This window comes from Rhodococcus parequi, from assembly GCF_046042785.1.
Lineage (GTDB): Bacteria > Actinomycetota > Actinomycetes > Mycobacteriales > Mycobacteriaceae > Prescottella > Prescottella parequi.
Genome location: NZ_JBDLNV010000008.1, coordinates 84290 through 97334, shown reverse-complemented (window position 1 = coordinate 97334; position 13045 = coordinate 84290). Strand labels below are relative to the sequence as shown.

At 67.2% G+C, this 13045-nt stretch carries 10 protein-coding genes; 6 read left to right on the top strand and 4 right to left on the bottom strand.

Annotation, left to right across the window (positions count from 1 at the left end):
* Positions 1–52 precede the first annotated feature (52 nt).
* Positions 53–1462: an acetate metabolism transcriptional regulator RamB gene (gene ramB / locus ABEU20_RS21340; protein ID WP_420166381.1), complete on the bottom strand. Its 1410-nt coding sequence runs from the start codon at positions 1460–1462 to the stop codon at positions 53–55.
* 442 nt (positions 1463–1904) lie between these two features.
* Here ramB and ABEU20_RS21335 point away from each other — a divergent pair, with 442 nt between their 5' ends.
* From ABEU20_RS21335 to metE, 4 genes are all read left to right on the top strand, one after another.
* Positions 1905–2702, top strand: coding sequence for a hypothetical protein (locus ABEU20_RS21335; protein ID WP_420166380.1), 798 nt, complete (start codon positions 1905–1907; stop codon positions 2700–2702).
* Positions 2703–3149: 447 nt separating this feature from the next.
* Entirely contained in the window at positions 3150–4439 is a 1290-nt protein-coding gene (gene aceA / locus ABEU20_RS21330; protein ID WP_420166379.1) for an isocitrate lyase, read from the top strand.
* 91 nt (positions 4440–4530) lie between these two features.
* Positions 4531–5427: a 3-hydroxybutyryl-CoA dehydrogenase gene (locus tag ABEU20_RS21325; protein ID WP_420166378.1), complete on the top strand. Its 897-nt coding sequence runs from the start codon at positions 4531–4533 to the stop codon at positions 5425–5427.
* A gap of 115 nt (positions 5428–5542) precedes the next feature.
* On the top strand, positions 5543–7831 hold the full coding sequence (metE, locus tag ABEU20_RS21320) for a 5-methyltetrahydropteroyltriglutamate--homocysteine S-methyltransferase (protein ID WP_420166377.1): 2289 nt from the start codon (positions 5543–5545) through the stop codon (positions 7829–7831).
* A 96-nt stretch (positions 7832–7927) separates the two neighbouring features.
* Here metE and ABEU20_RS21315 read toward each other — a convergent pair whose 3' ends face one another.
* Entirely contained in the window at positions 7928–9457 is a 1530-nt protein-coding gene (locus ABEU20_RS21315; RefSeq protein WP_420166376.1) for an endoglycoceramidase I, read from the bottom strand.
* A 178-nt stretch (positions 9458–9635) separates the two neighbouring features.
* Between ABEU20_RS21315 and ABEU20_RS21310 the strand changes: the two genes are divergently transcribed.
* Positions 9636–10676: an NAD(P)-dependent alcohol dehydrogenase gene (locus tag ABEU20_RS21310; protein WP_420166375.1), complete on the top strand. Its 1041-nt coding sequence runs from the start codon at positions 9636–9638 to the stop codon at positions 10674–10676.
* A gap of 56 nt (positions 10677–10732) precedes the next feature.
* On the opposite strand, the gene ABEU20_RS21305 is transcribed toward ABEU20_RS21310, so the two are convergent.
* Positions 10733–11692, bottom strand: a complete 960-nt coding sequence (locus tag ABEU20_RS21305; RefSeq protein WP_420166374.1) for a type IV toxin-antitoxin system AbiEi family antitoxin domain-containing protein — start codon at positions 11690–11692, stop codon at positions 10733–10735.
* A 246-nt stretch (positions 11693–11938) separates the two neighbouring features.
* On the opposite strand from ABEU20_RS21305, the gene ABEU20_RS21300 reads away from it, so the two are divergent.
* The gene (locus ABEU20_RS21300) at positions 11939–12160 is read left to right on the top strand and encodes a hypothetical protein (RefSeq protein WP_420166373.1); all 222 of its coding nucleotides are present in this window, start codon (positions 11939–11941) and stop codon (positions 12158–12160) included.
* Between the two features lie 8 nt (positions 12161–12168).
* Here ABEU20_RS21300 and ABEU20_RS21295 read toward each other — a convergent pair whose 3' ends face one another.
* Complete coding sequence (locus ABEU20_RS21295; RefSeq protein ID WP_420166372.1) at positions 12169–13029, bottom strand: polyphosphate kinase 2 family protein; 861 nt, start codon at positions 13027–13029, stop codon at positions 12169–12171.
* Positions 13030–13045: the final 16 nt, after the last annotated feature.

Genomic DNA, 13045 nt, shown 5'->3' with positions numbered 1-13045 from the left:
CTCACGCGGCCTCGACGGACGAGACCCGACTAGCGGGAAGAGTGCTGGTGGATCAGAGGATCGTGTACGGCGACACCGAGCTTCGGTGCTCGTTGATGTCGAGTTCCTTGCCCAGCGGAGGGAACGCCCGCTGCGGGCAGTTCATTCGTTCGCACACTCGGCAGCCCGCGCCGATGGGGGTGGCGGTGTTGCCGCCCAGATCGAGACCGTCGGCGTAGACGACCCGTGGTGCGTGCCGCAGTTCGCATCCCAGACCGATCGCGAACGTCTTGCCGGGCTGCCCGTACCGCTGCGCACGGCGCTCGACGGTGCGGGCCACCCACAGGTAGTTGCGCCCGTCCGGCATCTGGGCGATCTGCGTCATGATCTTGCCGGGGTACGCGAAGGTCTCGTACACGTTCCACAGCGGGCACGTGCCGCCGCTGGACGAGAAGTGGAAGCCGGTGGCGGACTGACGCTTCGACATGTTGCCCGCACGGTCGACGCGGACGAACGACCACGGCACCCCACGCTGCTTGGGGCGCTGCAGCGTCGACAGGCGGTGACAGATCGTCTCGTAGCTGATCGCGTAGAACGCAGACAGCCGCTCGATGTCGTACCGGAAGTCCTCCGCAATCTCGTGGAACTGCCCGTACGGCAGCACCGTGGCCGCCGCGAAGTAGTTGGCCAGGCCGAGCATCGCGAGCGACCGGGCCTCGTCGGACGTGAAGTTGCCCTCGTCCACGAGCCTGCGGAGCAGATCGCCGCACTCGAGGTACGCGAGTTCGGTCGCGAACTTGAACACCTGTTGCCCGCCGGACAGCGCCGGCGAGATCTCCAGCACCCGCGTGTCCGGGTCGTAGCGGTGCAGCACGTTCTCGCCGAGGTCGATGCGGCGGACGATCTGGACGTCGTGCAGGTTCTCGAGCCGCCGCGCGATGCCGTCGGCGATGTCGCCGCGGTGGAAGCGCAGTCGCGCGGTGAGGTCCTCGGCCGCAGTGTCCAGGTCGTGGATGTAGTTCTGTCGCTGGTAGAAGTAGTCGCGCACTTCCTCGTGCGGCATCGTGATCGAGCCGCTGCCGCTGCCGTCGCTGAACCGGTCCTCGGTGGCCGCGGCCAACTGCGCCGACGTGTTCCGGAAGCGGCTGTGCATGTTGACCATCGCCTTCGCCAGCCCCGGATGCGAGGACACCATCTCCGCGATCTCCTGCGCGTCCGCGTCGATGCCCATGTCCTTGTCGAGCGCCACCTCGCGCAACTCGGCGATCAGCCGGGTGTCGTCCTGCGACGAGAAGAATGTGGTGTCGACCCCGAACACCTCGCTGATCCGCAGCAGCACCGGCACCGTCAACGGGCGCACGTCGTGTTCGATCTGATTGAGATAGCTGGCGGAGATGTCCAGCGTCTTGGCGAGCGCGGCCTGGCTCAGGCCACGCTCCGTGCGGAGCTGTCGCAGCCGGGCGCCGACGAAGGTCTTGGACATGCCAGCCAGCGTACGAGCGCCCTGCTAACCGTGCAAAGGATCGGGTTAACACCGCCGCGATCGCTGGATCCGGCGAACCCGACATCAGACCGATCATGACGTTTTCGGAACAAGTCTTGACATCTCGGTGACAGTGACAAAAGCTGGGCGACAGTCATTGATCGATTGTGTAAAGCATTGATTGCTAGGCGGTTTGGGGCGCGGGGCGGGGGCTCGCGCGCCCTGAGCGGACAGACGCCGACTCCCGCCCCGCGGCGGGGTCTCGGATCCACGCCCGCCCCTCTCCCTGGGCGTGGACCGTCCTCTGTTTCAGTGTCGCCGGCCGGCGCTCCGCCGCCCGGCGTTCGACCAGGAACCGCCTGAGGCCACGATGATCTTCACCTCCAAGCGCCGAGCTCGCGTCGGACTTCGCGCTTCGACACTCCTCCCGTCCAGTGATGCCGTGGAATCCGGTTCCGTGGCGTCGGGATCCGTGGAGCCGTCGGATGCGGTCGGCCCGGTCGAGGTTGCGGCAGCGCCGAACGAGGAGACCGACGGGCCGTCGACGGAGGCCGACGCGGTAGCCGTGGCGGCCCGGTGGCTCGTCCTCACTACCGATATCAAGCCCGGCTTCGCCCGCGCGCTCCTGCCGGAGCCGTTCACGGTCGCGGATCGGCCGCAGCTGGCGGTGTGGATCGTCGAACCACTGTCCGCCGACTCCGACACGGTGGGAGTTCCTGTCGGTCGATTGTTCGCGGGGATGTCGTGCAACTGTCTGTTGCCGGGCGAGCAGGACGAGAGTGCGTACACGTCCGACTTCCTCGTGGGCGCCCCGATCGAGGACGGCGACCGCGACCCGTTCTCGCTGCCTGACCTGCCGCAGGCGGCGTTGAGTCTGGTGAACGGCGTCGGCGGTATGGGGTTCTCGATTCCCCCGGTCGACGGCGTGGGCAGGGGAGTGGCGGGGCGGGTCGAGCTGTCCGAGTGCGACGGCGAACAGATCCAGCTGACGCCGGACTGGCTGGCCTGCCAATCCTGGCGTGCGGACCTCGTGGGCGGATCCGCGGACGAGCACGACTCGGGGCGTCCCGATCTCGTCCACACCCAGTGGGAGGTGACCCGGTTGTCGCCGATCGTCACGGGTTCGGCGGTTGTCGAATATGCCGAGTTCGGGTCGCACGCGTACGACTTGTCGGGATCCGCGGCCGCCCTCGACGCGCGATACGGCTTCGCGCGAGTAGCGATTCTCGGCCGGCAGTAGCGGTCGACGGTCGCCTTCGGCGGCCTCCGAGGTATCTGTGACGTCGATTCCCGACTGTTCCGGTGTACGGAACGCTGTCCGATTCCTGTGATTGCCCTCACATGCCCTCGATCGACTCGGTGAGGGCGCCGCGGGGTTCACGTGTCCGGCGTGTCCGACTTCACCCCGAAGTGCCCTGTCCGGTTTTCACGCTAATGCCGAGGTAGGGGGCTACTTGCGGGTAACTTGCGATGCTACCGGCGGGTAACCCAAGCGGCTGCTTGGCTCCGCGAAAATTAGCAAGCTTTGCAGATTGAAATGAAAAGCTAGCGAAGATTGGCATTAGCAACAGGTAGACGGCGGTTTTCCTCTGTGTCATTGTCGGTTTGTACATCCGAACGGCCTGGCAACGATGTGAAGCAGTACATCCGTACCGGTCGAAGCAGCAGAGAAGAAGTGGAGCTTTCGATGTCGACCACCGGCACCCCGAGGACCGCAGAGCAGATCCAGCAGGATTGGGACACCAACCCCCGCTGGAAGGGCATCACGCGCAACTACACCGCGGAGCAGGTCGTCAAGCTCCAGGGCACCGTTGTCGAGGAGGCCACCCTCGCCCGTCGCGGTTCGGAGATCCTCTGGGATCTCGTCAACAACGAGGACTACATCAACTCGCTCGGTGCGCTCACCGGCAACCAGGCCGTCCAGCAGGTCCGCGCGGGCCTCAAGGCCATCTACCTCTCCGGCTGGCAGGTCGCCGGTGACGCGAACCTCTCCGGCCACACCTACCCGGACCAGAGCCTCTACCCGGCCAACTCGGTCCCGCAGGTCGTCCGCCGCATCAACAACGCGCTGCTGCGTGCCGACGAGATCGCCAAGGTCGAGGGTGACACTTCCGTCGACAACTGGCTCGCCCCGATCGTCGCCGACGGTGAGGCCGGCTTCGGTGGTGCGCTCAACGTCTACGAGCTGCAGAAGGCCATGATCGCGGCCGGTGTCGCCGGTTCGCACTGGGAAGACCAGCTGGCGTCGGAGAAGAAGTGCGGCCACCTCGGTGGCAAGGTGCTCATCCCCACCCAGCAGCACATCCGCACCCTGACCTCCGCGCGCCTGGCCGCCGACGTCGCCGACGTCCCGACGGTCGTCATCGCCCGCACCGACGCCGAGGCCGCGACCCTCATCACCTCCGACGTCGACGAGCGTGACCGCGAATTCCTCGACGGCACCCGCACCGCCGAGGGCTTCTACGGCGTCAAGAACGGCATCGAGCCCTGCATCGCCCGTGCGAAGGCCTACGCCCCGTACTCCGACCTCATCTGGATGGAGACCGGCGTGCCGGACCTCGAGGTTGCGAAGAAGTTCGCCGAGGCCGTCCGTGGCGAGTTCCCGGACCAGCTGCTGGCCTACAACTGCTCGCCGTCCTTCAACTGGAAGGCACACCTGGACGACGCGACCATCGCGAAGTTCCAGAAGGAGCTCGGCGCGATGGGCTTCAAGTTCCAGTTCATCACCCTCGCCGGCTTCCACTCGCTCAACTACGGCATGTTCGACCTGGCGCACGGCTACGCCCGCGAGGGCATGACCGCCTTCGTCGACCTGCAAGAGCGCGAGTTCAAGGCCGCCGAGGAGCGTGGCTTCACCGCCATCAAGCACCAGCGTGAGGTCGGCGCCGGCTACTTCGACTCGATCGCCACCACCGTCGACCCCAACACCTCGACGGCTGCCCTCAAGGGCTCCACCGAAGAGGGCCAGTTCCACTAGGCCTCTCGACCTCTCGGGAGGGATCGGTGGGGTGTCCTCCACGCCGATCCCTCCCGGGGAACCAGACCTCCACTTCGAAAAAGGAGCTGACGTGACCAGCGAAAAGATTCAGCGCGTCGGCGTGATCGGCGCCGGCATCATGGGTTCCGGAATCGCCGAGGTGTGCGCCCGTGCACACGTCGACGTGCTGGTGTACGAGCCGAGCCGCGAACTCGCGGCGGCAGGGCGCTCACGCATCCTGCGCTCGCTCGATCGCGGAGTGAGCAGCGGCAAGATCACCGAACGTGAGCGGGAGCAGGCCGCCTGGCGGCTGCGCTTCACCTCCGATCTCGGCGACTTCGCCGACCGGCAGCTCGTAGTGGAGGCCGTCGTCGAGGACGAGAAGATCAAGAGTGAGATCTTCGCCGAACTCGACTCGATCGTGACGGATCCGGACGCGGTGCTCGCATCGAACACGTCCTCGATCCCGATCATGAAGCTGGGCATCTCGACGAACGCGCCCGAGCGTGTCATCGGTATGCACTTCTTCAATCCGGTTCCCGTCCTCCCTCTCGTCGAACTGGTCACCACGCTCAAGACCAGCCCGGCGGTGTCGGAGCGTGCGGAAGCGTTCGCGAGCGAGGTGCTCGGCAAGCAGGTCGTGCGCTCGGCGGACCGTTCCGGTTTCGTCGTCAACGCCCTCCTGGTGCCGTACCTCCTCTCTGCGATCCGCATGGTGGAGTCGGGCTTCGCAACCAAGGAAGACGTCGACAAGGCGATGGTGCTCGGATGTGCGCACCCGATGGGTCCGCTCGCGCTGACCGATCTGGTGGGACTTGACACCGTCAAGTCGATCGCCGACTCGATGTACGAGGAGTTCAAGGAGCCCCTGTACTCGGCGCCGCCACTGCTGCTGCGGATGGTCGAGGCAGGGCTCGTCGGAAAGAAGTCCGGTGCTGGCTTCTACGAATATTCCGACACCGGCCGTGTCACCAAGAAGGCAAGCTAGACAGCACTTTACGGCAACACCAGCCAGCTTCTCGGCGCCCGTGTGGCTTCTCCGCATCCTCGGCAGCGGACAGGGCACACGGGCGCGAGGCGCTTGAAGGGAAAGGTCGATCCGCATGTCCGCCGCAAACACCGCCGGGTACGGATCCAGCGTCCTCGGATACCCCCGCATCGGGCCCCGTCGTGAACTCAAGCGGGCACTCGAGGCCTACTGGCACGGCACCGGCTCCAAGTCCGAACTCGTCTCCGTCGCACGGGAACTGCAGGAGCAGACCTGGAGCGAGCTGGCTGCCACCGGGTTGACCCAGGTTCCCGGCAACACGTTCTCGTACTACGACCACGTGCTCGACAACGCATTGTTGTTCGGGGCGGTCCCCGAGCGTTTCGCGCCGCTCGAGAGCGAGCTCGACCCGCTCGACTTCTACTTCACCCTCGCTCGCGGCCGGCCCGACTTCCCGCCGCTCGAGCTGGTGCGCTTCTTCGGCACCAACTACCACTACCGTCAGCCCGAGCTGTCCGAGACCTCCACGTTCGAATTGCATTCGGAGACACTGCTCGACGAGTTCGAGCGGGCCAAGGCGCGTGGCATCGAGCTGCGCCCGGTGGTGCTCGGCCCCGTCTCGCTGCTCCTGCTGTCGAAGATCGCACCCGGGTCCACCGCAGAGGGTTTCGCGACCCTCGATCTGCTCGACAGGCTGCTGCCCGAGTACGAGAAGCTGTTCGCGCAGCTCGCCAAGGCGGGCGCCACCTGCGTCCAGCTGGACGAGCCGTGCTTCACCGAGGACCGTTCCCCGGAGGAACTCGCCGCCCTCGGCCGCGCCTACGAGGAGTTGGCGCACGCACCGCTGCGTCCGCGCATCCTCGTCACCGGACCGTACGGTTCGCTGGGTGAGGCGCTGCCGATCCTGGCCGCCACCCCGGTCGAGGCGCTCGGCCTGGACCTGGTCAACGGGCGGATCACCGCCGAGGAACTGGCGAAGGTCCCCGGCATCCGGCGCAAGCGGATCTACGCCGGCATCGTCGACGGCCGCAACGTGTGGCGCGTGGACCGGTTCAACACCCTCACCTACCTCAACCAGATCAAGGACGTCACCCCGGATCTGGTCGTCTCCACGTCGTGTTCGTTGCTGCACGTCCCCTACGACGTGCTCATGGAGTACGACATGCCCGGGGACGTCGCGGACCGCCTCGCGTTCGCGAAGCAGAAGGTGGGCGAGGTGGTCTCGCTGGCGAAGGCCCTCACCGAGGGGCCGTCGGACCGCTGGCGCAAGAAGCCGACGTCGGTGCACTTCAAGCAGAAGCACGACGTCCGCGCGCGGGTCAACGCGATCAAGCCGGAGCATCGCGTCCGCGCACCGTACGAGGAGCGCCGGATCGCGCAGCAGGCACGGCTGAACCTGCCGCCCGTGCCCGCGACCACGCTGGGCTCGTTCCCGCAGACCGACGAGATCCGGCAGGCCCGTTACGAACTGGGTGAGGGACGGCTCGACTGGGACGAGTACTACAAGCGGATCCAGGACGAGATCGCGAAGACCATCGCGCTGCAGGAGGACATCGGCCTGGACGTGTTCGTCCACGGCGAACACGAGCGCAACGACATGGTGCAGTACTTCGCGGAGCTGCTCGAGGGGTACGCGTTCACCCACAACGGCTGGGTGCAGGCGTACGGCTCGCGGTGCACCCGTCCGCCGGTGCTGTACGGCGACGTCCGCCGCCCGAAGCCGATGACGGTCGAATGGATCACGTACGCGCAGTCCCTGACCGACAAGCCGGTCAAGGGCATGCTCACCGGCCCGGTCACGATGCTGGCGCGTTCGTTCGTGCGTCAGGACCAGCCGCTGCACGAGACCGCCGACCAGCTGGCTCTCGCGATCCGGGACGAGATCGCCGACCTCGAGGCCGCGGGTATCGCGATCATCCAGGTCGACGAGCCGGCCGTCCGGGAACTGTTGCCGCTGCGGGAGACCGGGCGCAAGGAGTACCTGGACTGGGCGGTCGACGCCTTCCGTCTCGCGACGGGTGGCGCCAAGCCGGGGACGCAGATCCATACGCATCTGACCTACTCCGGCCAGCGTTCCGTCGTGGACGCGATCGAGCGACTCGACGCCGACGTCACCGCGATCGTCGCGACCCGCTCGATCGGCTGGGTGCTCGAGGCCATCAAGGAGAAGGCACTCACCCACGGCGTCGGACCCGGTGTGTACGAGAGCCGTTCGGCGCGGATCCCGGACATCGACGAACTCGACGCCCTGCTCACCGAGGCCGCCGAATCGGTCGATCTCGACCGGCTGTGGGCCAACCCCGACGGCGGACTGAAGACCCGTCACTACTGGCAGCTCGAGCCGTCGCTGCGCAACCTCGTTGCAGCGGCTCGGCGTTTGCGGCGGCGTGCCGCGCAGGGGTAGGCACGCCGACCCTTGCAGCACACCGGGAGCGGATCGTCTGCGGATCCGCTCCCGGTGTGCTGTGTTCTGCGAGTTTCCGGGACGTTCTGCGAGGTTCTAGGAGCCGCTGCTGCCGAGCGAGCCGGAGCTACCCGCGCTCCCCGCGCTCGCCGAACTTCCGGAACTGCCCGACGAACTGGTTTCGATCGGCCCGTCCGGCACCTCGGCGCCCGCCGACCCCGGACGGTTGATCTTCACGGTGACCGGGCCGCTGCCGTCGGCGACGACGGTGACGATCGCCGCGCCCGGTGCCGACGTGACGTGGCCGCCGTCGACCTGCGCGACGTACCCGTCCGGGTAGTGCAGGTCCGACACGAAGATCTCCGTGGGCTTCGTCGATGCCCGCGGCGTGTAGCGGTACGCGAAGTCGCCGTTGTCGGCGTCGAAGATCATGCGTCCGGGCTCCCCGGCCGTCGCCTGCGGATACGTGCGCACCAGCTGACGCCCGACGTCGCCGAGGAACGGGTCGGTGGTGTTACCGGCGCCGAAATGCCAGTACTGCCAGCCGATGAACCGCTCGTCCGCGCGGGCGAGGGTGTTCTTCAGGACCGTCGGATCGCCGTCGCCGAACTCGGTGACCACGGTCGGGATGTTCGCGCGTTGGGTGACCGCGTCGATGTTCGACCACGTGAGATCCTGCTGCGGGACGCACAGCGCGCGCAGTGCCTGCGGCAACCCGAGATAGATCGCGAGCTGGCTGGGAATGCAGTAGTCGTGCGGGGCGAAGATGACGTCCGGATCGGCGACGGACGGCGTCTCGGGCGGGTTGAACAAATTCGACGGCATCATCTGGTTCCACGTGACGTTGGGTTCCCAGTACACCGGCACGGTCGGGTTCTGTGCGCGGACGGCATCCGTCAGCTTCTGCATCGCGCCCTGGTACTTCCGATCGAAGTCCGGGCAGCCGTTCGGGAAACACGTGAGGAACGGCGACCCGGGCCACGGCTCGTTCATGAGCTCGATGCCCATCACGCCCGGCTTGCCCTCCACCCTCGCGGCAAGTGCGCCGAGGGCGGTGCCGAGGTAGTCGAGGGCGCCGTGCGTGTTGTTCCACACCTCGTCCCACCCGGCGTTCATGCTCGGCATCAGGTTGTACAGGGGGAAGCCGGGATTCGGCTCCCACTCCCGCGGCCGGGCCTCGATGGACCACGCGGGAAAGCCGTTGCCGCCCCATACCTTCGACAACCCGTCCTGGTGGTTGTCGAGCAGAACGTGGATGCCGCGGGCGATCAGGTCGTCGACCACGCCGACGAGACGGTCGAGGTACGCCTCGTCGATCTGCCCGCGTTGCGGCATCAACGCGTCGAACGACGTGCCCAGCCGGACGGTGTTGAAACCGTGGCGGACCAGGATGTCGATGTCCTGAGGCGTGAGGGTCCCACCCGCGGGCAGATAGGGCGCATCCTTGTCGACGTTGTTGACGCCGTGCAGCAGGACGGTGCGCCCGTAGCCGTCGACGAGGTGCGCGCCCTCGGCGTGCAGCGTCGTGATCGGGGCGGACGGTGGTGCCGCGGCGGCCGTCGTCGGTGACAGGGCGGCTGAGCACGCTGCGATGGCCGCAGCGAATGCGGCAACGGTTTTGCGCATTCGATTCCTCGGTTCGCGTCGGATGGTCCCAGCGGATATGGACACATGTTCAGTTGTCCGGGATGGTAAGGCTGCGGGCGCCCACCGCGAAGCATTTCGGGGGAAACGGTCTATTTCTCCGGCGCAGGTCAGTCCGCCGTCTTTGCGTGTACTCGCCGGTAACGGGTAGGCATGGGAGATGCTTACCGCTTCCGCCTACGCGGCGAACTCCGCCGATGCGCCCCTCGAGAAGACCACCATCGAACGCCGCGACGTCGGCCCGCGCGACGTCCTCATCGAGATCAAGTACGCTGGCATCTGTCACTCCGACATCCACACAGCCCGCAACGAGTGGGGCGGCACCACGTATCCGGTGGTGCCGGGTCACGAGATCGCCGGTGTCGTCGCGCAGGTCGGTTCCGAGGTGTCGAAGCATGCGGTGGGCGACCGGGTGGGCGTCGGATGCTTCGTCGACTCGTGCCGCACCTGCGCCAGCTGCGAGGCCGGTGAGGAGCAGTACTGCGAGAACGGCGTCGTCGATACCTACAACACCGTGGGCCGCGACGGAAAGCGCACGGCCGGTGGATATTCCACGCACGTGGTCGTCGACGAGGACTTCGTCCTGTCCATCCCGGACGGTCTCGCGCTGGACGTCGCGGCGCCGTTGCTGTGCGCGGGCATCACGCTGTACTCGCCGCTCGCACACTGGGGCGCCGGCCCCGGCAAGAAGGTCGCGATCGTCGGCATGGGCGGTCTGGGACACGTCGGCGTCAAGATCGCGCACGCGATGGGCGCCGAGGTGACGGTGCTCAGCCAGTCGCTGAGCAAGAAGGACGACGGCCTGCGCTTCGGTGCCGATCACTACTACGCGACCGCCGAGAAGGAGACGTTCAAGGCGCTGCGCGGCAAGTTCGACCTGATCCTCAACACCGTGTCGGTGAACCTCGACATGGACCGCTACCTGTCGATGCTCGCCGTCAACGGCACGCTCGTCGAACTGGGTCTGCCCGAGAACCCGATCAGTGTCCGCGGATTCTCGCTGCTCAAGAACCGTCGCAGCCTCGCGGGATCGTTGGTCGGGGGTATTCCGCAGACGCAGGAGATGCTGAACTTCTGCGCCGAGCACGGCATCGGCGCGGAGATCGAGGTGATCCCCGCCGACCGGATCAACGAGGCGTACGACCGCGTGGTCGCCAGCGACGTGCGGTACCGCTTCGTGATCGACGCCTCGACCTTCTGACGGGTGCTCCCGCTCCCGAACTGACCTCCCGCGGACGCGATCGCATCCGCGGGAGGTCAGTTCGGGAGCAGCGCCGTCCCGACTGGCCGCGGCCGACCGTCCCTGCGTAGGAGTGCTCGACCGATCCGCGCGTCGATCACCGCGGGCGTCGACAGGTCGCGCCACGTCCAGCGGGCAACCTCCCAGCCCATGTCGCGGATGGAGTCCTCGCGCTGCTTCTCCGCGAACACCGCGTCGCCCGGGTCCTGCCCGTCCCGAAGGTACTTGCCGTACTTGATCTTTCCGTCGAACTCTCCGACGACGCCGGCGTCGGCCAGCAGGAAGTCGACGCGGCCGAGGAATCGGCCATCGGGGTCCAGCAGTGACGCCTGCAGTTCCGGCTCGAATCCGAGTGCCGCCAGTGCGACGCGGCTGCGCGATTCTCCGACGCTCTCACTGCGTCCGTCGAGAAAGCCCAGAGCCCGCCGGGCACCCGGGTACCCGGGCCGGCGCTCGGCATAGACCAACGCGTCGGCGACGGCGGTGACCGGCAACTTTGCTGCACGCAGGGCTGCATCGCCGACGACGACGGCGACATCGAACGGCACGGTTCGGCACAGGTCAGCCACCGTGCGCGCGACCGAGGTGACCGAGATTCCGTCGCACAGCACCACATCCGCCGCCGTCAGCGGTGCGGAGTGAGAATGCAGGTGCCGGGTGCGCTTGCCCCCGCTGGATCGGTGCCGGGTGACGTGGACGCGATCGAGCGGCAGCGCCCACACCGGCAATCCGTGCAGCACCGCTGCGGACTGATGACTGACGACCGCGTCGGCGCTCACCCCGGGAATTGTCGCCCGCACCAGTTCGTGGTGGAGTTCGGCGGCATCGAGCGCGGCGAACGCGTCCCCGCTCAGATAGGTGCCCGGCCGCAGCCGGCGCAGCCCGCCGCTGCGACACGTCGCCCGCAGTTCGCCGTCGGTGTAGCCACGCGCGAGGGCGTCTCGGCGGCGCAGCACGGTGGGGATCGGTTCGCTCATGCCGCGATTCTGACCGGCTCTTCCCCGCTTCCCGCACCGAAATTTTGGTTCGCGATCATCCCTGTGGACGACCGCCGAGCTGTGGACAACTGCTCCCGCTCCCGTCCTGACCTCCCGCGGACGCGATCGCATCCGCGGGAGGTCATTTCGGGAGCGGCGTCGACCGGTCGGTTTGTCGCGCGCAGCGTCTGCGCGGCGTAGCGTCGAAGCACGGACCTCTATGCCGACACGGAGGAGGTACAGCGAATGACTCTCAACGACTTCGCCGGTTGGGCCGGGTACGGACTGGCATTGACGGGCATTGCGACGGCCGGGCTGTTCCTGGTGGCCGCGGGCGGGGGCTTCGCCGGATGGGCGGTCATCGCGGGACTGGCCTCACTGGCCGCGCTGTCCGGGTCCGCCGCGATCTTCGGCGGCGTCACCCGACACGATCAGAAGATGCACCACAGCACCCCGCACATGCTCTGACGGCACCGTCAGGACAGCGCCAACCGCTCCTTCTCGACCTCGATGTCGAACTCCGCCGGAGGCCAGTCCAGGTCGAGTCGGCGCAGCGCGTCGATCAGCAACTCGGTGACGGCGATCCTGCTGTACCACTTGCGATCACACGGGACCACGTACCACGGTGCGTGGTCCGTCGACGTCTTGTCGAGCATCGCCTGGTACGCCTCCTGGTACTGCGGCCACAGCTTGCGCTCGGTGACGTCCCCGGGGTTGTACTTCCAGAACTTGTCGCGGCGCTCGAGACGCTCGGCCAGCCGGCTCTTCTGCTCGTCCAGCGACACGAACATCGCCACCTTCACGATGGTGGTGCCGTTGTGGACGAGTTCGCGCTCGAACTGGTTGATCTCTTCGTAGCGGCCGGCCCAGACCTCCGGCGGGACGAGGTTGTGCACCCGCACCACCAGCACGTCCTCGTAGTGCGAGCGGTCGAACACTCCCAACTGGCCGCCCCGGGGGAGCGCCTTGTTGATCCGCCACAGGTAGTGGTGGCGCTTCTCCTCCGGCGTGGGCACGCCGAACGCCGCGTGGTCGACGCCCTGCGGGTCGACGTGACCGATGACGTGGCGGACCATCCCGCCCTTTCCCGCGGTGTCCATGCCCTGGAGGATCAACAGCACCGAACGCTTGTCGCCCGAGCGGCCGTTGGCGTACAGCTTCTCCTGCAGCGACGACAGCACCGCGCCGCGCTCCTCGAGCATGCGTTCGCCGTCGGCCTTGTTCCCGGTGAAGCCGGGTGTTGCCCTGGGGTCGATGTCGGCAACGACCGTGTGCGGCCCGGCGCGCAGCGCTTCGACGGCGGGGGTGGTCCACAGGTCACTCGCGTCCGCAGGCATGGACTGAACTGTGCCA

Coding starts and splice junctions, on each gene's coding strand:
- ABEU20_RS21305 (WP_420166374.1), bottom strand. CDS start 11,692: ATGAGCGAACCGATCCCCACCGTGCTGCGCCGCCGAGACGCCCTCGCG.
- ABEU20_RS21310 (WP_420166375.1), top strand. CDS start 9,636: ATGCTTACCGCTTCCGCCTACGCGGCGAACTCCGCCGATGCGCCCCTC.
- aceA (WP_420166379.1), top strand. CDS start 3,150: ATGTCGACCACCGGCACCCCGAGGACCGCAGAGCAGATCCAGCAGGAT.
- metE (WP_420166377.1), top strand. CDS start 5,543: ATGTCCGCCGCAAACACCGCCGGGTACGGATCCAGCGTCCTCGGATAC.
- ramB (WP_420166381.1), bottom strand. CDS start 1,462: ATGTCCAAGACCTTCGTCGGCGCCCGGCTGCGACAGCTCCGCACGGAG.
- ABEU20_RS21295 (WP_420166372.1), bottom strand. CDS start 13,029: ATGCCTGCGGACGCGAGTGACCTGTGGACCACCCCCGCCGTCGAAGCG.
- ABEU20_RS21315 (WP_420166376.1), bottom strand. CDS start 9,457: ATGCGCAAAACCGTTGCCGCATTCGCTGCGGCCATCGCAGCGTGCTCA.
- ABEU20_RS21300 (WP_420166373.1), top strand. CDS start 11,939: ATGACTCTCAACGACTTCGCCGGTTGGGCCGGGTACGGACTGGCATTG.